The following is a 24,028-nucleotide window of genomic DNA, read 5'->3' as shown; positions in this document are numbered from 1 at the left end:
TTAATCTTTACATTAATTTCAGATTAGTTAAATTAAATAAAATATAACAAACTGGAAAACAATATGTACTAATAATTTAATATAATATTATAAAAATGTTTCAATCCAAAAATCTATTATTTATTAGTCTACTTTTATTCTCAAGTAGATTAGATCTTTAGTATATTTATATAAACTAAAATACCATGAGTTTTAAATTATTAGCAATTCGACCAATGGCTGATTGCGATTCACATTTTCTAAAAAATTTACAAGAAAACTATATCTATCGTTTCTACAATGAATACGAGTACATCTATAAGAACGATAATAAAGATTTGTCTTTTATAGAATTACAGAAACAAAATCAATCACAAAATAGAATCTTATACTACAATATAGAAAGCATAACATTCAAACAAGAGGTACCAAGTTTGTTTTATAGAGAAAATGTTAATGTAACTGCGATAGTGGGAAAAAATGGCAGTGGAAAAAGTAGTTTACTCGAACTTTTATATGCATTTATATTTAATATTAGTAAAAAGGGTTCAATTCTTAAGTTTGAAGATTCTAAGATAAATTATAATCAGATCAATTTAGAACTGTATTATTTATTTAATAATGAGTATTACAAAATATCTCATAAATATAAATCATCTACCTCTGTAATAACCAAAGTTTACAAATTAGATGAAAATTTAAAATTCATCGTATCTAAAAGCCCTGATGAAATTATATTTAAATTCTATTCTTTAGTTGTGAACTACAGTATTTATGGTCTCAATAGTAAAGTTTCAGGAAAATGGATTGAAAAATTATTTCATAAAAATGACGGCTATCAATCCCCAATAGTTATAAACCCTTTTCGAAATGAAGGGAATATAGATGTAAATAATGAGTATAATTTAGCTCAGGCAAGGTTAATTCTAAATAATTTTGTTATTAAAAACCATAATCTAGTTGATAACATAGAATTACACGAGGTAAACTACTTTTTAAATATTAGAGAATCCCAATTTATTGAAGACGAAACATTTCCCGGAGAAAAAACTAAACTGATTGTTAATGATATAATCAGTTTCCTGGATGTTAATAATTTTGGTGGTTTAAATAGATTTTCTCAACTTCTCGACATTATCTTCATTGGAAATAAAAAGAATAATCAAATTGAAGCTCTGAATTTTTTTTTACAGAACAAAGATAAAAACAGAGAATTTCATATAACAGAATTATCAAATAATAATTTCCGAACAGAGATTAGCTATTTATGTTTTTTATACATATTTAAAAAATTGAAGAGAATATCATATAATTATGATGAATACAAAAAATATAATTTTTTGTTTAATCTTACTTGGGATAACGATATTTTCAAAGAAGAATTAGATAAATTCAAACGAAATTTTCTAAAGAAAATAGGTTTAAAAAGTGGAGCTGAATTTATTAATATTAAAAAATATGAAAGTCAACTTTCTGAATCATTTAGGCATTTTGTAAAAAATAATTCGATACTTAATATATTACTGAATTCAGTAAATCACGATATCAAACTTGAAATAGATAATGTATTACAATCCTTTATAATTGAAAAAGATTCAGAGCTTGATAATGTAATTGAATTAGTATTTGAAAATTTTAAAGATATTGTAGATCTTCATAGAATCGACTTATTTAAAATTTACATTAAAAGTCTTACTGTTGATGACACACATGTAGCTTTTAAGTTTAGACAAGCTGTAAATTATTTTTATAAAAACATTTTTGGTAAACTTCAGATAAAAACTGTAGAAGATGAAAATAAGAAAGTAATACCACAATTATATAATATTATAATTGATCAAAAATTACTTTCGACTTCTGAAATTCACAACATCCCAATTTCATTTTTTGAACCAGAAATTTTAGTTAAAAAAAATGAAAAAATATATCCTTTTAATAGGCTCAGTTCTGGCGAACAGCAAATGATGCACTCATTACTTAATATCACTTACCATCTATATAATATAACTTCAGTAAAAAAAAGCAGAAGGAAGAAAAAGTATGAAAATATTAATATTATTTTTGATGAAGTGGAGCTATATTTCCATCCTGAATTTCAAAGAAGCTTTATAAATAATTTAATTAATAGCATCCAATACTTCTCAAACTTAAATTTTAATATAATTTTTTCTACTCACTCTCCTTTTATACTTTCAGATATTCCCACCCAAAACGTTTTAAGATTGAAGGAAGGTGTTGCTGTTAATGATCTAGACGGATATAATTCGTTTGGTGCCAATATTCACGACTTACTATCTGATGAATTTTTCTTAGAAGGTAATACGATGGGGACATTCGCAAGTATGAAGATTGATAAAATAATAGAGTTTTTATTTCTTAAAAATAAAATTTTAGAATTACAAGATAATGTGCAGAATAATATTTTTTCTGAATCATTACGCAATCATATGGCAAAAGAAATCACCATATTTAAAAGTAAACTTAATAATAATGATAATTATACGTCAAATCAAATTTTGGAAATCGCTGAATTGATTGGCGAACGATTAATAAAAAACAAAATCAAAGAAATGGTAGGAATTGTTTTTAATGATTTAAATCTAAAAAAAAATTAAATCATGCTATTTATTAAAGAATACAGTAAAGCTTTAGAATACCATCAAAAAGTATTATTATGTTGGCTTAAAATTAAGATTCATGGTGTTGCGAGAACAAATGATATTTGCGATTATTGTGGACAAGATGAATGTAAAAATAAAAGAACTGAAGCTTATAAAATCTCTTTTTCTAATGAAACAAAATTGTTCTTCACTTTTGATATTATTGAACGGCTAATTACTGGAATTCCAACTGATTTATTAAAAATAGTTAGTTCTTACAAAAATAATGAAGTAATTGAGTCTGACAAATCAGAGATTGAGAAACTCTTTAAAGAATCTGGTTACACTAATTTTTATCAAAAAAAACATGGAAAGGATTTTGTCAATTTGCTTAGTAGGTCAACTTGTACATATTGTAATAGAAATTATACTTTAAATGTATCTACCAAGCATGCTTCTTCACAGTTAGACCATTGGTTTCCCAAAAGTATGTTTCCAATTCTGGCACTTTCTTTTTTTAACCTAATTCCTTCCTGCGGTTCTTGCAATCATATTAAAGGTCAGTCAGATAAAGAGGATGACTGGTGGGAGAATAATTCTTTATTAGAAATGCTCCACCCTTACTTTCCAGATAATAGTGAGAATTTTAAATTTGATTTTACTTATGAAGAAAGTAGTGACGAATTTATTGTGAAGTTTAGAGATGTTACCGGCAATAAAATCATACAGACATTGAATTTTAATTTAACAAAAGAGATTTATCAAGCCCATTCTCATTTAGAATTGAAAGATCTATATAATCTCAGAAAAAAATACACTACAAATTACATTACATTTCTTTTAGAGAAATTGCACGAAGTTGAACCTTCTTATGATGAAAAATATAGATTACTATTTGGGGTAGAAAAGAATCAAAATGATTATCATAAAAGACCTTTCAGTAAGTTTAAAAATGATATTATTGAAAAACTTTTAGAGATTGATTAAAATAATTTACAATATTAAAAAAGTTTGCCTTAAAAATAATTGTCTAAAATTTTGATATTAGGTTGAATTGTTGTTATTCATATTATATCTTTTTCTTAACAGTATATCTTTAATTTAGCGCCAACTTGGGACACACTATTCCAAGTAGATCTGATTAAGTATATTAATTGTATAGCTTCTGATTTTATTTTCGAAATATCACTTTTTCTCAATTCTTTTTGAAATGAATTGTAATCGAACATGTTACCCACAATAAGCCACACTTCTCTACTTGTCGTCGGATCAGATATCAGTTCAATATATTTTCTCCAAAACTGTTGAGACGTTGCATTGCCTGTTATTATTCGATTAGTAACTTGTCCTACATCTTTTAATGCCCATGGTTCTTTCCATTTTTTAATATTCTGACTTGGTGTTCTTTGATAGTACGGAGTCAGGAAATCTAGGTTTTTTGTAGCCTGTCCACATATTTCTGTGAAATTTGATGCTGATAATTTTGATTTTTTAGCTTTGGCATGAATGAAAACAACCCTTTTATTTATTGTATCTAATCCTATAAAATCTCCTATTTCACTCCCCAAATCATCACAAAGTAAATATTCGAAATTGAACTCGTCAGCAAGAGCCTTATCTTGATACCCGTTGCCTTGTCTTGCTATTAAACCGAATAAAGTGTTTTTGTGCCAAAGGTTGGAGGATATTTTTAACTTGATATTACCTTTTTCACTGCTGATTTTTGAAATACTATTATAGGGATTAAATAATTGATTTATGTCTAAATTTTGTTTTTTGCTTGTTATATTCAGACTTGGTTTGAAAAAATTTTTATGTGCATAAACATGTTGATTACCATCTAATACTAATCTGAATGATTGATTGCCATTTAAATATGATAATAATGTTTGTTCACTTTCATTTATTGGAACTATTTTATCGTTGAAGTCAGAACAATATAATATAAACTTTTCTACTTTACTTTCGTAATTGATTGTAAAAACAAATTCTTCATTATTAATTTCAATAACAAATTCATTGTTTGTATTTATTAAAGCACAATAATCTTCAACAATTAGTTCGTCTTTATCATCACCATAGCCATGCCTGTAAATTATTTCAGTATCAATATCTAATAAAATAGATGTTGGTTTAGGATTAGATGGTGCATCCACCTTTTCAGAGAATCTACCCATAAATCCATCTAATTTATTGTTTGTTGTTTTTATATGTAATTCTTGATGAATCAATTCTATCCAAGCAGAGAAGTCTTCAAAATCTATTCTGGTATTTGTGAAATCTGTTATTCTACCATTTTGAAATCCAACATACCTTTTGGCATAGTTTCCTTTGCTGTCTGATATATTTCCTTCAATCCTAGCTGGAAAGTAAGAATAATCTGATAAGCCAGGAGCAGTGTATTCCATTGCCCCTGCTTGTAGTTCTTTATTCCTGATGTTATTACCTCCTATATCTGTGTTCATTAGGAAAACTTTGCTTACCGAACGTTTATCTTTAAAGAGTTTTACTAAATTTTCTCTACTTATTGGTTTTAAATTTTCTAACTGTCTCATTGGTGAACTCTGCATACTATCATAATAATATATATAGTTTCCTTTCACTTTTAGAAAAGTTATCGCTAATGTTTGTTCTATAAAAACGCCACTTTTAACCAATGGGGAATTTTCATATTTAATATATAAAATAAGAAAAATGTCAGGTGAAATTATTTGAGATTTTAAGACGTGATAGTCTCTACTTTCCCATTCTTCTATTAAAAAACTGCACAATTGATCAAATTTAAGAGTTCCATCTTGTAAATAAATATTTATTTTTTTCTGAAATAATATGCTATCTTTTAAATTAAGATTATTAACATCAACCAATTCTCTAAATGTTCCAGAAAAGTACAAGGTTTCTACATCTTTATTTACTCTCAAAATATCAGTAATATCAAATAACTTTTTTTTATTAGTTAATAATTCGTCATATTTCAAATATTTTTGCCATTCATCTCGCAACTTTTTTTCATCTCTGCAAAATAAAAAAGCTTTCTGATTTGCTAATTTCTTAGGATTACGCAGAATCCTTCCAATTTGCTGAATTAATAAACGTGTACTTTTAAAATCAGAATATATTCCAACAATGCAAAATTCAGGGTTATCAATACCTTCAATAAGCTTATACTGATGAATATAAAAATCATATTTACTTTGTTCTAGTAAAGTAGGAATTTGCTTAGCATAATTTTTAGAGTTTGTAAAGTTTTCATGAATACCGATTACTCTCTTTTTTAGTTTGACCAAGGAAGTAACAATCTTTTTTATATCTTCCGCATTTTCGCACCTAATAATAACTTTAGGGCTTTTAATTCCCTGGCCTATCAACAAGGGTTCTACTTTCTGTATTTCAGTCAAAAGTTTATTGACAAAAGTGTTTGTTGTAAATGGTTTTACATCTACACTTTTAATTTCTAATTCTCTGAGAAATTGTTGTGAAACACTATAATTATGATTAATGGAAAAGAAATTCTCCTTATCAATATTAAATACTTTATAATCATTTCTATATGGAGTAGCAGAAAAAAGTATTGTTGGTTTTTTAAATGACCTGATAGTTTCTCCCCAAGTATAAGCTGGCTCTTTATGTCCCTCATCAAAAACAATACAATCTACTAAATTTTTAAATTCTTGATATTCGGAACTTATATTCGGATTTGTAGCAATTGATTGAAGAGCTTGAATCGTCGTAACAACGATAAATTTTTCTTTTTTTATGTCCGCAAACGTCTTTATAAAATCACTAGGTAACAATGATTCTATTCTCTGATCTTTTAACTTTGTTACATCAAGCTGAATTTTACTCCAGAATCTGTCTTTTAACTCCTCAATTATTTGGAACTTTAAGGAAGTACTTGGTGTAACAATTAAGTAATTTTTTTCTGGATGTGCAATTCTTGTTAAGGTTGCAAAAACTCCCGTTTTACCTGTGCCAGTTGGCATTTTGACTAAGTAAGATTTATCTTTACTAACTTGAATATATTCAGAGATTTTAGTCACTGCTTCTCTTTGGTGATCCCAGATATTCAATGTCGAAATTGCTTTTAAAAAATTTTTCGCCATGGATTTAGTTTCTTTATGAATATGATAATCAAAAATACCCAATATTTTACTTTCGATATTACGGGTTTCCGTAAACAACAAAAATAAAAACCATTATAAAATCCGCTATCAGTATTTTCACTGAATTTCTTTCACATTGTTAATTTTGAACAAAGAAATCACAACATTACGTAGGGGTTTAAGTACTAAATGATATCGATTGATTTGAAAACATATTTATAATGTCAACACTATCTTTGTAAATCTTATCTTTGAATAATAATAGCAAACCAAAAACAAATGGATAATAATGATAATCTATATAGGATTCTATCGGACAAGTTATTCAGTATATTTTATGTAGATGATCTGAAATATGGAAGACAACAAGAGAATGGTAGTTATAAATTAATTAAAGAACGTATAACACCAGTAACAATAGAAGATATGTTAAGAAACCAAAAAAGTTTATTAACTTATCAAGAGTTGCATATAGTTGATACTGCATTCATAAAATGGATTTGTATTGATTTGGATATTTCTAAAAAGGAGATAGACGAAAATGAAATTAATCCAAGTAATTTAAAAGATGTCAAAACTGCGGCGGAAATAGTTGTAGAATTTTTAAATGAGAAAAATATACCTCATTTGGTGGAATTTTCCGGTAGAAGAGGATTTCACATTTGGATTTTTTTTGAAAGACTTGTTACTAAAAGTGACGGCTATAATTTAATAAATTACATTTATTTTAATGTTAAAGATAAATTTGCTAGCGATATAGCTGTAGATAAATTTCCAAAAGTTCCTTTTGTTAGTAAATATTCAAAAGGTGTAGGCTCAGGAATAAAACTCCCTCTTTCTCAAAATAAGGGTAGTAATAAATTATCTTTTTTTGTAATTATAAATGAAGAGTTTGACTTTGAGGCTGATAATTGGTTAAGTATTCCAAATGAAAAATTTTTACAGAAACAACTCAAGATATTATCTCAAGCTCAACCCGCATCAATTAAAATTATTGAATCAGTTTTAAGTGATTTTGCAAAGACAGATAGTTTGCCAAGAAACTCATATAAAGTAAAAAAAGCTGCAAGGATTGAAGACAATTTATCTTTAGAAGACATAATAAGTTCTTTAAGTCAGTGTGAGCATTTAAAATTGATTTTTAATGATTTTGAAAAAGGATTAAACAATAAAGAGAGGAGCATTTTAGTTGGCTTATTAGGGCAATTACAGACCCAAGAGAATAGTAATTTTGGTCAAGAATTACTTTTGGAAATTTTTTCTAGAGTCAGAGGATTTAATAAGGAAATTACCTTAAAAAAGATTGAAACTCTTAAATATCTAAAGCCTATAACCTGTAAAAGCTTAGGTAAATGCTCTTCCTGCTTTCAATGCGAAATGGTATCGCCAGTTGAATTAATTGAAGGGGTTTCGTTAGAAAAAATTTCTGATTACCGAATTGAAAATATTGATTTTAATCTTTTTGATAAAATTAGGAAGTCATTATATCAATACTCATTAAAGAATGATGAAGTCCCTTTATTTCCTCAGTTGGAAACAATTAATACAATTGATATTGAGATTGTAAAGAAAAACATTGAAGATATATATAAAGGGAGTTATATTTTTGATATCGATAAATATGAGTTTGAGAGAAAAGAAAATTCAAAAACTCGTAGATTATTTAATATAGACCCTTTAAATAATATAATTTCGATATACTTTACTTTTGTTCTAAACACTTTGTATTATAGTGAAATTTCTGGTAATTCTTATGGGTATGAATTTTCTAGTAGCTTTTATAAAAATAATATTTTTAGTAATTGGTTCATTAATTGGGCAAAATATACTCGAAAGATAGAAAGCATCTTGTTTAATGCAGAATATTCAAATTATTATTTAATAAAGTTAGATATAAAGAGTTTCTACGATAAAATTGATCTCCAAAGATTAAAAATAAAACTTTTTGAAGAAGCGCCTCTTTCAATTAAAAATAAATTGAAAGAGTTACCTAACGAAGATATTTTTAAATATAGAAATATAATAAGTTATCTAATAGATCTTTCAATTAAAACAACTGGAAATTCAAAAGTCGGCTTACCACAAGGTCCTGTATTTGCGAGATATTTAGCCGAATTATATTTGGGTAGCTTAGATACCTTAGTTGAAAAAACATTTATATCAGATCAAAAGAGGGAGTTTTATTATCGTTTTGTTGATGATATTTTCATTTTTGTAGAAAATGAAAACAGAGCGAAGAAACTATTTGAAAATATTCAAGAATGGCTATCAATAAATGGATTACAATATAATGATAGTAAAACTAAAATAGTAAATGTTCAAAGTTATGCAGATTCTGGAGAATATCATAAGTTTAAGGACGACATAAAATATGATATCAATAATGCAAACAAGAATAAAAATGTTTTAACCCAAACAGAAATTCAAGAGGCTATTTCTAAGCTTGAAATTTTAACAGACGATGTTAAATTTGGATTAAAAGATAATCTTAGATTTTTTTACAGTCAATTTGATAATGATATACGTTTAAATAGCATAAAAAAGAAACTTGCAAAGAAAATACCATTTACGGATACTGGTAGAGGAGCTTTATATTTCTTATTCTATAATAATCTAATTTCTAATTTCCCGAATGAATTTTGGCTACTATCAGAAAATGCAAATAAATTAAGAGGTCTATCTCTAAGCCATTTTTTAAATACAATCTTACTATATCAAGATGACTTATCTTCACATGAGGAGTATATTAGAGTTTTGATAGAGAATATATATGATAGAAAAGATTTAAATGATGCTGATAAATTATTGATTGCTGTTCTATCCTTAAAAACTAATAATACCATAAAACTAAATTATTCTGAAAAAATTATGTTTTCCGCTTTAGCACAACCCCGTCTCAAATTAGATAATTCCCATTGGGATTTGATGGAAAAAAAATTGGAATCATTTAATGATATTATTTTATTAACTGAAGTAAATAAGATAATACTCACACAAGCTCAAACTATTGATTTTTTAAATGTTTTTGCAAGCTACTTATTTTTAAGATTTTCTGAATGGAAAAAAAATAATCACGATTTTCTTAAAAATGAAGAAGCTTTAAAAGCGTATTATCAAATTATATCTTTTTTAACTTTATTTGAGAAATCTGAAGATATTAACAATCTGATTGTATCATGGAGATTGTTGTTGGAGATTTCAGTTAAACAAGGAGAATATCAAGATAAAAAGCATCAATTTTTATGGGTAGATAAAGTATCAGATTTACAATACCAAGACTTTTCTAATAATAGTTATTCACTTATACTTTCAAATAAAAAAGGCTCAAAAATAGGAGAATATTCTTGTCTGAATGAGTTTTTGGAGCAATATAGAAACCTGCTTATCATGATGCTTTTTAAAAAAGATCAGATTAATCATTATACTCATTTTAAAAAAGATGTATTAGCCGAAATTGATGCGGATGAGTCATTATTTTATGGCTGGATAAAGGACATGACTGCATTATTATATCCAGATACTAATGATATTAGCTTGAAAAACATAGCATTAAATGGATTAATTGTATTAAAAAATGGCGAGAGAATTTTCGTGAAAAAAGTTTACGAAAATATAAATATTGAAAAGTATGACTATTTAAATATTAATTCTTCTTTTAAAGAAACAAAAGAAATTGAATATACAGTTTCAAATGAAAATCTAAGTAAGGCTTTGGCTGCTCCTAACTTTTGTGTGTTTATTAAAAATTTAAAGTCCGTAATAGATGTACATATGGATTTTAATTCAACATATAAAACATTTCCATTCTTTTATAAGCCTTACGAAAGTTTGTCAAATTTACCTATTATTCCATTTTATTCTGAATATAAACAAATAGCGGACTCTAAAGGAGCTATATCCGACTTAAATGTTACTATTTATTGGCAGGCTATTGAGGAAGTATTATCTAGATTAGATACAATTAGTTTAGTGGAAGATAATTCAAAATATAATTTTACATTAAGCGAATTAGGTACTAGATTTTATCCTACATCTGCTATGCTTGAAATGAATGAGGTTTCTAAAATTAAATTTATTCAAAATTTTGTTGATAATATATTAACTGATGATTTAACAATTTTTCAATATCAATCAGTTTGGAGTAATACGGTATTCGAAATGTGTGCGACAATAAATAACGGAATCACAGATATAATAAATTATTTAAAAGTTCATTTTGATTGTTATAAGGAAGAAAGCGCACATTTAGATATATTATTCTCAATCAATGAGAAATTAGAAATTAAGAATGATAATCTTTTAGAGTTATATCAAACAATTATAAACTCCTTAGATCTGTTTATGGAGCAATCTCCGATAAATAAGATAAGTTTTTCTGAAATTCTAAAAGAAGCTTATTTGTCAAAATTATTTTTAAATTCTCTAAAAGAAAGTTCTGTCGAAATTTCATTATTGAAAAAAATGAACATTAGAATAGAAGACGATCCTCATCCTATTACGGGAGAAAGTAATTATAAAATTTATTTGAATAATGTAAGGAAAGAATTTAAAAAAATATATTTATATAATCACGATTATCAAATTTTTCAAGATGAAGATTGGGATGAACTTGCCAATATCATAAGAATTAGAGGAGAGAGTCAGTATTTATATTTAAAAGATGATGAATTATATATTTACGTTCTTCAAAATGAAATCACCAAATGTTATGATAGAATTATTAGGAGAAAAAAAGTTTATGATAGTATTTATGTTGAAAATAATATTGGTCAAGAAGATTTGGATAAATATATTAGTCTATTTCCTAAGAATGAAAATTTAGAAGAAGTATTTTCAGTTGTTGAAGGATATAGCAATTTTCAAGAATTAAAAAAGATGTTTTCATGTCATTTGAAAGATTCTTCTGAATTTTTAAACAGAATTGCTCATTGGTTATCTTTGTTTAATAACGAAAGTTTAGATGGAAGTCAGTTAAAAAATTATATGGATGAAAATCAATTAAATATAAGATATCTGCATACAACGATTTTAGAAGTATTATTTCGACATAATTATATTTCTGAAGAACATATTAATTATTTTCGTGAAACTTTAATAGGATTTGTAAAAGATGAAGATATAATTATTGTTCCTATTAAAAATCCTTCAGATGATGAAAATGGTCTTAAAAGACTGTTAAATAAATGTGGCTTTGAAAGTAGGGAATTTAATTGGCCATTTAATTTTGATAAATTATGTAAGAATGAGATTCCTGAAAAAATAGTTTTTATCACTGATATTTCACTTACTGGCTCTCAAACAAAAAAAGCTCTTAGTTATTATTTTAAGACAGATTATGAAAATAATGATTCATTAAATGATTACTTTAATAATAAAGGGGAAGAAGGAAAGAATTCTCCTAAAGAAGAAAAGTATTTTTCATTTGCTAACTTAGATTCTTGTAAAAATTTCTACAATAATATTATTAAATGTAAAGAAATAATATTTCTTTCTGCAATTAGTACAATACAATTTGAAGAAACTATAAAGGATTTTTTTGCTAATATAAATTTAAATGTTTCTTTTTCTAACTATGGTAATTTTTTATCTGAGGAAGAATATCTTTATGGGAAATTGAAGTATCACGTCGATGAAAAAAGGTTATTTGAAGTTTTAATAAATGATACCGAATTATTATTAAAATTGTTTTTAAAAGATAAAAAATATAAAGACAGTTTAAAAGATTTTGAAAGAAATAATATCATATTGAGAATAAATTCCTTACCAGCAAAACATATCAAATTATTTACTTTGCGTCCCAAAAAAGGAAAACCTTTATTAGATTATATTCCAAACTGGAAAAGAAAGAATTGAAAAATGAGAAATAGTAAAATTGGTTTTGTGCATTATGTTTAATGCTATTTTTTCTTTTTCTTAGCAACCATAAGTATATTATTTTCTTTCATATAACCTTCAAAATCAAATTTTAGTGAAAAAAGCTGCTGCGGCTCAATTCCAGCAGCTAAAGAAATACGTATTAATGTTGACAATTTTGGAACGTTTTCTTTATTTAACAATCTATAAACTTGCCTTCTATCGAGATTAGCGGCGGCTGCTAAATCAACAATATCAATTTTTGTATCTTCAAGTATGGATTTTATGTGATCAGCAAGTGCAATAAAGTATTTGTCATCAATATATTTCATTAAATAAAAGTGACATATTTGTCAAAAATAACATTGACATATTTGTCACATCTTGAAAATAATATTATATTTGCTAAATAAGTTACTGTAAAGTAACTTTGCGATACTTCGACGAAATATTAGAAGCTATTGCTTAGAATCTTGTAATAGAAAACTGGTAATTTTTAAGAGACAAGACAATAAGCAGGAAGCTCACGACCTAGGCGTGGGCTCTCTTATCTGTCTCAAGGTATACCAGTACCTCTATTACGGATAATGTAGAGTTACACGCCGTTTTATTTCCCAATGTTGTCCGCTATTTCTACTTTCTAAGCACCTTCAAAAAAATATAGTATCAGATTACACGATACAATGAGGTGTACAACTCATTGCGGCTATACAGCTTTCTCGGGACATAATTTCATTCATATTAATTTTTTATGATTGTTTGAGCAGGAGATTCTCCACCTACTAGGAAATCTCCTATCAAGCATATCATTTCAAACAACAATTAAAAATCTATTTCAAAACACAGATAATTTACTGTAACCATTAGAAAAGAAAGAGCCCTTTCCGCAAGAGTTTGGCGACCATACGGAAAGAGCATAATCAGTCATTAATAATTATTAAAAACCTATTCAAAAGTATGAAAAATATCTTTTGCAAGGGAATCCTGTCCCTTGTTTTTACTTTTCTGGGCGTCAACACAACATTTGCGCAGAAATCATCCATTAAGATCGGAAAATCTTTACCTGAAAGCTTCTGGACAGCACCTTTAGAGGTAGTCAATCACTCCAAGAAAACCATCAATTTTAACATAGATAAAGACAAACTCATTCTGCTGGATTTCTGGGCTACCTGGTGTAGTGCCTGCCTGAAGAAGTTTCCACAAATGGAAGAACTGAAAAACAAATTCAGTGATAGAATCAATATAATAGCGGTAACCGATCAGAACCGGACAACAATAGAAAAATTCTTTGCTTCAACCAACGGACAGCGTTATAAAGATGTTGTATCGGTAGTAGACGACAAAATGCTCACTCAGATGTTTCCTCATACGGCAGTTCCTTTTATTGTCTGGATCAAAGACGGAAAAATCATCAATACCACCGATGGAGGACAGGTCACTGAGCAAACAATTACAGAGGTATTGAAAAATGAAACATCTTCTTTGCAGACCGTCATTCAGATAAATAGAAAACGCCCGCTGATGCTCTCTGATAATTTTGAACTTGAAAAACTCAGCAGCATTGTAGGCTATAATCTTTTCGCTAAAGGAAGGATACGGGCAATTCCATTTGGTTCAGGTTTTCATAGGGATGGAGAAATCGTTTACGGAAGGCAGTTTACCAACTTTTCCCTAATGAATATCTACAGAGGTATTTCGTACGAATTATTTCGTGAGTTCGGAGATAAATTTTCGGATAAACGTCTGATAAATCTCGTGAAAAATCCCGAAGCTATCGATTTTAATACCACAACCGGTGGAAATTTTGAGAAACTTTACAGCATAGAATACATCGTTCCAAAAGAAGATGCAAATAATTTATACACTAGAATGCTAAGGTATGTCAATGAAAATTCCAATTACGTTGCCAGCATCGAAAAGAAACCTGTTAAATGCCTTGTCCTGAGAAAGACTTCAGGGATTGACAAGATGGCATCGAAGGGTGGCGAATCTCTCGGAAATGTATTAAAATCTCCTTATATGCTCCGAAATGTCAATCTTGATTATTTACTATCTGCCTTAGAAGCGACCAATGACATTACAACATTACCTGTAATAGATGAAACAGGCTATCAGGGAAAAGTTGATCTGAAGTTCTCAAATTTTCAAGATCTGAAAAGCATTCAAAAAGAACTTTCTGCATATGAGCTTGAGCTTGTTGAAGTCGTGAAAGAACTGCCAATGCTGATAGTAAAAGACAAATAATACTAATCATTAAAATCATTATGAAAAACTATATACTCTTCCCCGTTATTTGTTGCAGTACGGTGATGGTTGCACAGCAGACTGTTACAGGAAAAATAATAGAAAACAATACCGGAAAACCTTTGTCTGGGGTTGCTGTAGTCATACAAAACATTAATGCGATCACTAATACTGACAAAAACGGAATATTCAGATTTACCTCTGGGGAATCTCAATTGACCTTAATTATCAGCAAGGCAGGTTACGAAAGCCAGTCGCTAGATATTCAATTGCCATTACAAAAGGAGCTAAAAATATCTATATCTACTAAGATTACAGAAATAGAAGAAGTTACGTTATCGACAGGTTATCAGAAAATTCCCAAAGAAAGGTCTACGGGGTCTTTTTCATCAGTGGATAACAAATTATTGCAACAACAGGTTACCACCAACATAATGGACAGGTTACCCGCTATAGCCAATGGTCTGACGGTCAGCAAAGGACTAACTGAAGATGGTCAGCTAATGATAAGAGGTTTAAGTACTATGCAAGGTCCTAAAAATCCACTTATTGTTGTCGATAATTTTCCATACGAAGGAAGCATCAGCAATATTAACCCTAACATCATTGAAAGCGTCACTATCCTAAAAGACGCTGCCGCATCGAGTATCTGGGGAGCGAGAGCAGCGAATGGGGTCATTGTGATTACCACCAAAGCTGCTAAAACGAATCAGGCAACATCTGTAGAATTTACGGCTAATACGACACTAAGCGCAAAGCCAGACCTAAGCTACAGCAGACAGATTTCCAGCAATGACTTTATCGATGCGGAAATGCAGCTTTTTAACCAAGGATATTATGATACTGATCTCAATTCTGCCAGCCATCCTACTTTAACACCAGTGGTGACCATTTTAAATAAAGAAAAACAAGGACTTCTTTCTCATAATGACGCGATGAATAAAATAAACAGGTTAAGGAATGTCGATGTGAGAGATCAATACAAAAAGTATATGTATCAACCAATGGAAAACAGACAATATGCGCTTAATATTTTTGGAAGCACACCTAAATTATCCTGGACATCGTTTATAGGATATGACGATAATACAGGGAATTTAAGTGAAAAATACCAACGGTTGAATGCACGTTTTCAGAATATCTGGAAACCAACTGAAAAGCTGACCGTAACCACCGGAATGTATTACACGAATACGACGACAAAAAATGGCAGAAGTGCCTACAATAGTATAACGATGCGCAATAACTGGAAAGTTCCCTATATGCAGTTTGCAGATGATACCGGAAACCCTTTGGTGATGAATCACATGCTGGATCAGGATTATAAAAACAGTCTACAAGGCACAGGACTTTTGGATTGGAATTACTATCCATTGACCGATTGGATGCACAATATAACTCAAAACAAAACAAGCGAACTCATCCTCAACGCAGGCTTGAATTACAAGATCATAAAAGGTTTGGATATCGATATTAAGTACCAATACCAACATAATAATGGGGAAAGCAGCACACTCTATGATGAACAAAGCTATTACGCAAGAAACTATGTGAATAATTTTGCAAAAAAGAATACCGATGGCAGTATCAGTTTCGCCGTTCCCAAAGGAGGAATTTTTGATAAAGGAATTTCTGCAACTACGGTCAACAACCTGAGAGGACAACTGAACTACAATAGAAGTTTTGGAAAGCATTCCGTTAATGCTATTGCAGGAGGAGAAATCAGAGAAACCATTACCCGGTATGACAACAACAGGTATTACGGTTACAATACGAATACTTTATCTACAGCAGGCATTGATTATACGAATCAATATCCAAATTTTGTAACAGGAAGTTTGGACTTTATCGAAAGAGGAACGTCACTCAGAGAAACCAACATCCGTTTCGTTTCCCTGTATGCCAATGCAGCATATACTTATGATAAACGCTATACATTATCTGCAAGCGTAAGGCAGGATGCAAGTAATCTATTCGGATTAAAAACCAATCAACAATGGAATCCATTTTGGTCTGCTGGTTTGTCCTGGAATGTTTCGAATGCAGCTTTTTACAATTTCAATTTTCTTCCTTACCTGAAATTAAGAGGCTCTTACGGTTTTAATGGAAATATCGATCCTTCGATGGTCGCCGTAACAACCATATTATTTGATACTGACCTTTCAGTGTACACAGGAGGCAATACCGCCAGAATAGATAAATTTTACAATCCTAACCTGCGTTGGGAGACGATCAGAATGATGAATATAGGATTGGATTTTGGACTGAAAGACAATTTCGTTACAGGTTCGGTTGAATATTTTACGAAAGAAGGAAACAATCTCTTTGGTACAGCACCATTGGATTATACCACTGGTGTTAAAAGTATGCTATGGAATGTCGCAGGAATGAAAGGACGTGGTATGGATATCGAGCTGAAAACGAAAAATATTGATAAGACCGTAAAATGGAACAGCATCATTAATTTCAGTATCTATAATGACAAGGTCACTAACTATTATTTACCAACCACATTTGCCAATAGCTTTGTTGTCAATTCAGGTTCCATCGCTCCGATAAGCGGTATTGTAGGGCTTCCTGTATATGGTGTATTTGCCTACAAATGGGCAGGTCTCGATCCACAAACCGGAGATCCTCAAGGATATTTGGATGGAGAAGTCAGTAAAGATTACACTAAAATATTGAATTCTGCTCGAGGAATTGAAGATTTAGAATACTTTGGATCAGCGATTCCTACAAAGTATGGTTCATTCATCAACACGATTGCCTACCAACAGTTTTCTTTGGATGTTGGGATTACTTATAAGTTTGGGTATTGGTTCAGAAGAAGTTCTATCAACTATACCGACCTTATTGCTAGCCGAGACGGGCATAGTGATTATTCCAAAAGATGGCAGAATCCGGGTGATGAACTATGGACGAATGTTCCTTCCAATCCATACACAACAAACTCTGCCAGAGATGCTTTTTACAATGGTTCGAGTGTTTTAGTAGAAAGAGGTGACCATATTCGTTTGCAATATCTTACCCTTAACTACAATTTCAGGAAAGAAAATTTAGCGAATCTACCTATTCAAAATTTGCAACTGTTTGCATCAGCAAATAATCTGGGAATACTTTGGAAAGCCAATAAAGCAGGCATCGATCCGGACTATAATTGGGCAACTTACTCTTTAAAACCAGTAACAACCTATTCCATAGGACTTAGAACACAATTTTAAATCATCTTTATGAAAAATATACTTTTAAACATATTCGCTTTATGGGCTTTGTGTAGCATTATAGGCTGTTCAGATTTTTTGGAGGAAAAATCAGATTCCAGATTGGCTACACCTGTTACATTAGAAGATAATCAGGCTTTGATGGACAGAACTTTCAATACGGTACTTTCAAACAGCATTAGTGGTCAAATATCGGCTGATGAAATTTATATTACTGATGCAGATTATGGTAATTTAATTTATGAATTTGAAAAAAGACTATATACCTGGCAACCCAATGAAGTGTCCAGCAGTGATGAAAATGATTGGGGAAGCTGCTATAGAAGAATAAATGTATGCAATACAGTTTTGTATAATATTGAACATTATCAAATTGCAGGAGCAGAAAATTTAAAAGGACAGGCTTTGGCTCTTAGAGCTGCTATTTATCTGGAAGCTGCCCAAATTTATTGTTTGGTATATAATGAGAGCACAGCCAATACCGATCTGGGATTACCACTGAGATTAGATCCTGATATAAATATACCTTCAAAAAGATCATCATTAAAAGAAACTTATAGTCAAATCATTAGTGATTTAAAAGAAGCAGCGATGTTATTACCTAATACCCAAATTGCACTGATTCGACCATCAAAAGCAACGACATTGGGTTATCTTTCCAGAACATATCTTTTTATGGGAGATTATCAAAATGCTTTAGAATATGGAAAACAGACACTTTCTATCAATGATAATCTCATAGATTTCAATACCTTGAATCCTTCCGATTCTTATCCGATAAAATCAATGAACACTGAAATTCTACTTCATTCTTCGATGGTATATTCACAGTTTTTGTCGAGTTCTATGGCTAAAATTCCGCAATCATTGTATAACATTTATGACAATAATGATTTGAGAAAGAGCATATATTTTAGATTTAATACAGCACAGCAGATATTGTTTAAGGGGAATTATTCAGGAGGTGCTACAAGAATGACCAGCTTAGCAACAGATGAAGTTTATTTGAATGTAGCTGAAAGTTACGCTCGACTTAATGATATGCAGCTGGCAATGCAAACCTTAAATGAATTGTTGAAAACACGTTGGAAAACAGGAACGTATATTCCGATGACAGCTAATTCACAGAGTGAAACGTTGAATATTATTTTAAAAGAAAGAAGAAAGGAATTATTGTTTCGTGGCTTGCGATGGTCAGATTTAAAAAGATATAATCGTGATGGCGCAGGGATTTCTTTGCAAAGAACAGTAAACGGAACAACATATATTTTGCCACCCAACGACCTTCGCTATGCGATAGCCATTCCCGAAGACATTATAAAAATGACGGGAATGCCTCAAAATCCGAGGTAAGTCATTAACAAAAAATGGGGTGGAAATTTCCACCCCAAATTATTAAACAAATCACACCATTAAGGTTCTGGTCTATAACCTTCTGATATAGCTAAAACTTCACTGTTGGTTTTAGAACCTAAAACGGCACTCAGTGTACTTCCATCCGGAACGGTTACCTTACAAGGTCTTACCGGTTCTTCAGGTGAACAATCTGTCGGGATCGTTGATGTGCTCCAATGCGAAACATCTCGGAATGCATTGGCTGTCATATCGTTGCTGATATAGTAAAAAGTCTGTGCTACAGCTTTTTCTTTTTTCTCTATTACTTTAAAAGACATCGTAGCACCTGTAAACATAATAGCAGCAATAGCTACTGCATTGATTTTCAAAAATTGGTTGAATTTCATTTTATTGGTCTTTTTATACATCAAAAAAGATTACCATAAAAACTTTAGAAACCTGCCTGACAAATACGAATGATTAGGTTAAAATAATTAATTGTACCCATAGATTAAAAAATCTTGTCGTACCACAGTACCGTACTCTAAGTATTCTCAAACAAATTGTTGTTAATAAATACATTTAAAATTTTCGGGTATTAAACAGCTTTCGACCGTCTAATTCTAAGGTTAAACTTTAATATCAAATTCCAATCATTTTTATCCGTGAGCAACTACGGTAACATTCTTATTTAACAGGCCTGCTGTATTTTATATTCATCGCTAAGGCTATTGCGGCGAGTAGGACGCATCCTATATTAAAAATCAGGTGCTGATTCCAGCTCATTTTCTCTAAAATTCCTCCACAGGAACAAGGAAGATTTTCAGAGGTTTGAATTATGTAAAAAATGTATCCAGTGAAAATCAGCATCAAAATAAAACTTCCTATCATTCCTACATTTCTTGTCTTCCGATAACACAATAATCCAGCAATGATCAATTCCAGAACAACGATTGCAAAAGGTAAGAATCCAGCGTATGCACTTAATAAAGGTGATTCCGAGATCTGAATCTGAAAATTTTCAAAATCCATTATTTTACTGATGCTGGCATAACAAAACAACAGTATAAAGAAATAGCTGATGAATTCTACGACTCTTGTTTTGACTTTTTTCATAATATTTTATGATTTATTTAAAATTGATTTGCTGATTGATTCACTTGGAATTCTGAAGTCTAAATTACACTGACTGTGAGGTTGAGAAAAACAATAGTAGGAAAGAAATATGTTTTCTACGTAATGAAATATACATCTTTCCCACTATATTAATTTTTAACTAATTGAAAATTAATCATTTATAAAGCTAGTGGGAATAGAACCGAACTCGAAGCTTTTTCAAGTACATTTTGTAATAGATTTTTCCGGTAAATTTGAATATATCATAATGTTATGCATTATCATCATAAGATTTCATTTCTGATTTTTAATTTGTTCTTCTTTTTTCTTAACGCCCAGGAATTACAAAGTTTATCATACAAGACGATTTCAGACTTGTATGAAAACTATCCTGAAAACGATTCAAGGGCAATGGTTTTTGTGAATAAGTATATAGAAAAAGCAAAAAAAGAAAATAATTGGAAAAAGCAGATTATAGGTTATGAAGATGCCATATACTACACCGAAGACATAAACCGCAAATTGTCTTATGCCGACAGTGCTATCGTTGTGGCATTCAAATTAAGTGACCGTGATATCATTTCAAGGGCATACCTCGGAAAAGGCATTATCTACTATTATAACAAAAGACAATATAAATATGCTTTGGAGCAATACCTTAAGGCGTATCAATTCTCTCGGAATTCAAGCAACGATTATCTGATAAATAAAATAGACTACCATCTCGGGATGGTAAAAAGTTATTTGGGCTACTACGAAGAAGCTGCAGTTCACTTTAGAAATACTACGAATTATTTTGAGGAACATATGAAAGACAACCTTCACCCAAACATAAGGTTGAATAATGAGTCAGGCTATTTTAATAGCATTTACCGCCTGAGTAATTGTTATGAAAATCTTCGTTTATACAACAAGGAAGATTCATTGATTAGTATCGGGTTAAAAAAATTGAAAAACATCAATGAGCATTTACTTGAATATGGTTACTTTCAAAAAGGGAAAGGTGTACAACTTTTAAGAAAAGGGAACACCGATGAAGCACTTAAATATTTGGAACTTTCACGCGATATTTTGGTCAATAATCAGGATTATAACTCATTAACCGCTGTTTATTTTTACTTAGGGAAACTATATTGGCTCAAAGGAAACAGGGTAGAATCACTGGTTTATCTGAATAAAGTGGACTCTATGATTAACAAGGTTCAATTTACTACTCCCGAGATCCGGTCAAGTTATAAGTACCTCATTACGGATGCAACAGAGAACGGTAGTTTGGGTAAGCAACTGTATTATAGTGACCAGTTTTTACTAACGAATTCAACCTTGAATGTTGATTTTGCAATGTTGTCTTCAAAAATCCACGAAGAATATGATACGGAAAGATTACTAGAAGAAAAACAAATATGGGAGAATAAACTGCATAATGATTTTTACTTTCTAATTGCTACGCCAGTTGTGATTTTTCTTCTATTTTTTTTAGTAATCAGACTGCGTAATAGAGAAATTAAATTTCCTGGAAAATTTATTAAACTATGGAAAAAGTTCAGGAAGTATTATTCTTTTCTAATTGCAAACAAAAAAACTTCTGAAAAGAAAAAAACACACAGTCCCGAAATCATTGAAGATATTAAAGAAAAACTCAAAAAGTTTGAAGAAGACAAACGATTTCTTGACAAAAACCTGACCTTACCAATGGTTGCAAAAATGTTTGGCAGAACACACTCCCAACTATCTTATGTATTGAATGAACATCTGAATGTTTCTTTCACGCAGTATCTAAAGGTGTTACGAATCGGATATATTACCACTCTTCTTGTGGAAAATAAAATGTATCTGCAGTACAAAGTTGAAAACCTGGCTCAGGAATGTGGAATGTCTAGCCGACAATTATTCTCAACCCATTTTTACGAAATTAATGGAATAAGACCTATAGATTTTATAAAGAACCGGATGAAGGAAATCGGTGAGAATTGATTTCTAAATAAAGGGAGCTTTACTCACCTGTATGTCCCAAATTACATTTTGCAATATAAAAAAACCAGCGCATTTATTGAAATATGGAAAACTCATCCCGGCTTTTCCTTCGGAGTTTCCCACATTCCAACAAAGTTTTCACAACAACAGCAGACCTTTTAAAAATTCATAGATGTGTAAAATAGATACAGGTACTCAATCGACCTGCGTAAAAAAGATACAGGTTCTTGGCTGACCTGTGTAAAAGAGATATAGGTTGGGAATTTTTCCTGCACAATAGCAACCTGGGTAAAAGAGATACAGGTATTCGATTGACCTGCGTAAATTAGACACAGGTTTCCTGGCTGACGTGTGTAAAATAATACAAGGTCAACCTGCGTAAAAAGAGGCTAGGGGTTATTTTCATCATTTGTCATCTCCCAAAACAGATTTACAAAAAATAGATACTGGTTTTCAATTAATTACATAATAATTATGATTCTGTTTCTTTTTTTTTGGAGCTCTGAAATAACATTCGTTGATTTTAATGGCAAGATGTGTCTTTGTATATACAAACTTTTCAAGTTTGATATCCAAAGACTCTCTTGCTTTTTTGCAAAAAGGAAAAAAAACTGCGGAACTTGTTTTTTGTTTTTCTTAAAATTTGTTTAAAGATTCCAAATTATCCTTATTTATTCTTTTTTAATCTCCACGTATTTCCAAATTATTCCAGATTGTTCTTATTCAATCCAACTCCCTTTAACACTCTTGTTTTAACGGTTTTGATGTTCCAATTTTGCAAAAGAAATTTTATCAAAAACAAAAATGAAGAAATTATGAGAGTAAACCTTGTTACCAAAGAAGACCTTCAAGAGTTCAAAAACGAATTGCTTGAAGACATTAAAAATCTGTTTAATATCAAAATTTCAGAGCAGAAATTATGGCTGCGCTCATCAGAAGTCAAAGAACTTCTGAAAATTTCTACAGGAACATTACAGAACCTTCGTGTCAGCGGAACCTTATCTTACACTCGTGTTGGAGGCACATTATACTACAATTACAAAGACATCGAAAAAATGTTAAATGGCAGAGGATAATTTATGACTCCTCGCTTTACTCGAAATTAACCAAAATGAATTATATCAAACATCTCACAGGCTTCTATGAAAAGGTAGCCCAAGACAGTACCCTTAATCCCACACACATCAGCCTGTACTTAGCTTTATTCCAATTCTGGAATTTCAACCGTTTCCGAAATCCGGTCAGTATTTCACGTGATGAAGTGATGCGAATTAGTAAAATCCACTCAAAAGCCACCTATCACAAATGCCTGAAGAATCTCCATTCTTCGGGCTATATTGATTATCAACCGTCTTACAATCCGTTCGTAGGTAGTCAGGTTTTTATGTTGGATTTTGCGGGGGATTTGAAGCCCAATCTTAAGCAAATAAGAATCAAAAATTAAATTTCTTCTGAATTTTCCCAAGTGCAAGTTAATGGCAGAGGTTATTTTGCGACATTTAATGGATTATGACAATTATTTTTCAATATCAATTTTATTATTTTTAGCTATTTTAGCATTGTATGCATCTAACATTTTTTATCTTTGAGGATTAACATTAAT

General features: G+C 30.3%; 13 protein-coding genes. 9 read left to right on the top strand and 4 right to left on the bottom strand.

Annotation, left to right across the window (positions count from 1 at the left end):
* The first annotated feature begins 185 nt into the window (after positions 1–185).
* A complete protein-coding gene (locus BW964_RS21760; protein ID WP_076510650.1) occupies positions 186–2,594 on the top strand; it encodes an AAA family ATPase in 2,409 nt (802 codons plus the stop codon).
* 3 nt (positions 2,595–2,597) lie between these two features.
* Entirely contained in the window at positions 2,598–3,566 is a 969-nt protein-coding gene (locus tag BW964_RS21755; protein ID WP_076510648.1) for an HNH endonuclease family protein, read from the top strand.
* Positions 3,567–3,661: 95 nt separating this feature from the next.
* On the opposite strand, the gene BW964_RS21750 is transcribed toward BW964_RS21755, so the two are convergent.
* Entirely contained in the window at positions 3,662–6,682 is a 3,021-nt protein-coding gene (locus BW964_RS21750; protein WP_076510646.1) for a DEAD/DEAH box helicase, read from the bottom strand.
* A 279-nt stretch (positions 6,683–6,961) separates the two neighbouring features.
* Here BW964_RS21750 and BW964_RS21745 point away from each other — a divergent pair, with 279 nt between their 5' ends.
* Positions 6,962–12,535 carry a reverse transcriptase domain-containing protein gene (locus BW964_RS21745; protein WP_076510644.1) on the top strand — a complete coding sequence of 1,858 codons (5,574 nt, stop codon included), beginning with the start codon at positions 6,962–6,964 and terminating at the stop codon, positions 12,533–12,535.
* Positions 12,536–12,579: 44 nt separating this feature from the next.
* On the opposite strand, the gene BW964_RS21740 is transcribed toward BW964_RS21745, so the two are convergent.
* On the bottom strand, positions 12,580–12,867 hold the full coding sequence (locus BW964_RS21740) for a helix-turn-helix domain-containing protein (protein WP_076510642.1): 288 nt from the start codon (positions 12,865–12,867) through the stop codon (positions 12,580–12,582).
* A 625-nt stretch (positions 12,868–13,492) separates the two neighbouring features.
* On the opposite strand from BW964_RS21740, the gene BW964_RS21735 reads away from it, so the two are divergent.
* From BW964_RS21735 to BW964_RS21725, 3 genes are read left to right on the top strand one after another with little or no spacing between them, the layout of a single operon-like run.
* The gene (locus tag BW964_RS21735; RefSeq protein WP_076510640.1) at positions 13,493–14,779 is read left to right on the top strand and encodes a TlpA family protein disulfide reductase; all 1,287 of its coding nucleotides are present in this window, start codon (positions 13,493–13,495) and stop codon (positions 14,777–14,779) included.
* A gap of 20 nt (positions 14,780–14,799) precedes the next feature.
* Complete coding sequence (locus BW964_RS21730) at positions 14,800–18,000, top strand: SusC/RagA family TonB-linked outer membrane protein (RefSeq protein ID WP_084176123.1); 3,201 nt, start codon at positions 14,800–14,802, stop codon at positions 17,998–18,000.
* Positions 18,001–18,009: 9 nt separating this feature from the next.
* On the top strand, positions 18,010–19,353 hold the full coding sequence (locus BW964_RS21725) for a RagB/SusD family nutrient uptake outer membrane protein (RefSeq protein ID WP_084176119.1): 1,344 nt from the start codon (positions 18,010–18,012) through the stop codon (positions 19,351–19,353).
* Between the two features lie 59 nt (positions 19,354–19,412).
* Here the strand turns inward: BW964_RS21725 and BW964_RS21720 are convergent, their stop codons facing one another.
* Both BW964_RS21720 and BW964_RS21715 read right to left on the bottom strand, forming a co-directional pair.
* Positions 19,413–19,742, bottom strand: coding sequence for a hypothetical protein (locus BW964_RS21720; RefSeq protein WP_123912043.1), 330 nt, complete (start codon positions 19,740–19,742; stop codon positions 19,413–19,415).
* A 280-nt stretch (positions 19,743–20,022) separates the two neighbouring features.
* Positions 20,023–20,451, bottom strand: coding sequence for a MauE/DoxX family redox-associated membrane protein (locus BW964_RS21715; protein WP_076510632.1), 429 nt, complete (start codon positions 20,449–20,451; stop codon positions 20,023–20,025).
* Positions 20,452–20,724: 273 nt separating this feature from the next.
* On the opposite strand from BW964_RS21715, the gene BW964_RS21710 reads away from it, so the two are divergent.
* From BW964_RS21710 to BW964_RS21700, 3 genes are all read left to right on the top strand, one after another.
* Complete coding sequence (locus BW964_RS21710; protein WP_076510629.1) at positions 20,725–22,425, top strand: helix-turn-helix domain-containing protein; 1,701 nt, start codon at positions 20,725–20,727, stop codon at positions 22,423–22,425.
* Positions 22,426–23,240: 815 nt separating this feature from the next.
* Positions 23,241–23,501 carry a helix-turn-helix domain-containing protein gene (locus BW964_RS21705; RefSeq protein ID WP_076510664.1) on the top strand — a complete coding sequence of 87 codons (261 nt, stop codon included), beginning with the start codon at positions 23,241–23,243 and terminating at the stop codon, positions 23,499–23,501.
* Between the two features lie 35 nt (positions 23,502–23,536).
* The gene (locus BW964_RS21700; protein WP_228432189.1) at positions 23,537–23,869 is read left to right on the top strand and encodes a hypothetical protein; all 333 of its coding nucleotides are present in this window, start codon (positions 23,537–23,539) and stop codon (positions 23,867–23,869) included.
* The last annotated feature ends 159 nt before the right edge of the window (positions 23,870–24,028 follow it).

Origin of the sequence: Chryseobacterium shigense (genome assembly GCF_900156575.1) — a bacterium.
Classification (GTDB): Bacteria; Bacteroidota; Bacteroidia; order Flavobacteriales; family Weeksellaceae; genus Chryseobacterium; species Chryseobacterium shigense.
The sequence above is the reverse complement of the archived record's forward strand: the minus strand, read 5'-3'. Positions and strand labels throughout refer to the sequence as shown.

Bases quoted from the DNA above. Each gene is read 5' to 3' on its own strand.
- BW964_RS21725 (WP_084176119.1), top strand. From the start codon at position 18,010: ATGAAAAATATACTTTTAAACATATTCGCTTTATGGGCTTTGTGTAGC.
- BW964_RS21750 (WP_076510646.1), bottom strand. From the start codon at position 6,682: ATGGCGAAAAATTTTTTAAAAGCAATTTCGACATTGAATATCTGGGAT.
- BW964_RS21720 (WP_123912043.1), bottom strand. From the start codon at position 19,742: ATGAAATTCAACCAATTTTTGAAAATCAATGCAGTAGCTATTGCTGCT.
- BW964_RS21745 (WP_076510644.1), top strand. From the start codon at position 6,962: ATGGATAATAATGATAATCTATATAGGATTCTATCGGACAAGTTATTC.
- BW964_RS21715 (WP_076510632.1), bottom strand. From the start codon at position 20,451: ATGAAAAAAGTCAAAACAAGAGTCGTAGAATTCATCAGCTATTTCTTT.
- BW964_RS21740 (WP_076510642.1), bottom strand. From the start codon at position 12,867: ATGAAATATATTGATGACAAATACTTTATTGCACTTGCTGATCACATA.
- BW964_RS21700 (WP_228432189.1), top strand. From the start codon at position 23,537: ATGAATTATATCAAACATCTCACAGGCTTCTATGAAAAGGTAGCCCAA.
- BW964_RS21735 (WP_076510640.1), top strand. From the start codon at position 13,493: ATGAAAAATATCTTTTGCAAGGGAATCCTGTCCCTTGTTTTTACTTTT.
- BW964_RS21730 (WP_084176123.1), top strand. From the start codon at position 14,800: ATGAAAAACTATATACTCTTCCCCGTTATTTGTTGCAGTACGGTGATG.
- BW964_RS21710 (WP_076510629.1), top strand. From the start codon at position 20,725: ATGCATTATCATCATAAGATTTCATTTCTGATTTTTAATTTGTTCTTC.
- BW964_RS21705 (WP_076510664.1), top strand. From the start codon at position 23,241: ATGAGAGTAAACCTTGTTACCAAAGAAGACCTTCAAGAGTTCAAAAAC.
- BW964_RS21755 (WP_076510648.1), top strand. From the start codon at position 2,598: ATGCTATTTATTAAAGAATACAGTAAAGCTTTAGAATACCATCAAAAA.
- BW964_RS21760 (WP_076510650.1), top strand. From the start codon at position 186: ATGAGTTTTAAATTATTAGCAATTCGACCAATGGCTGATTGCGATTCA.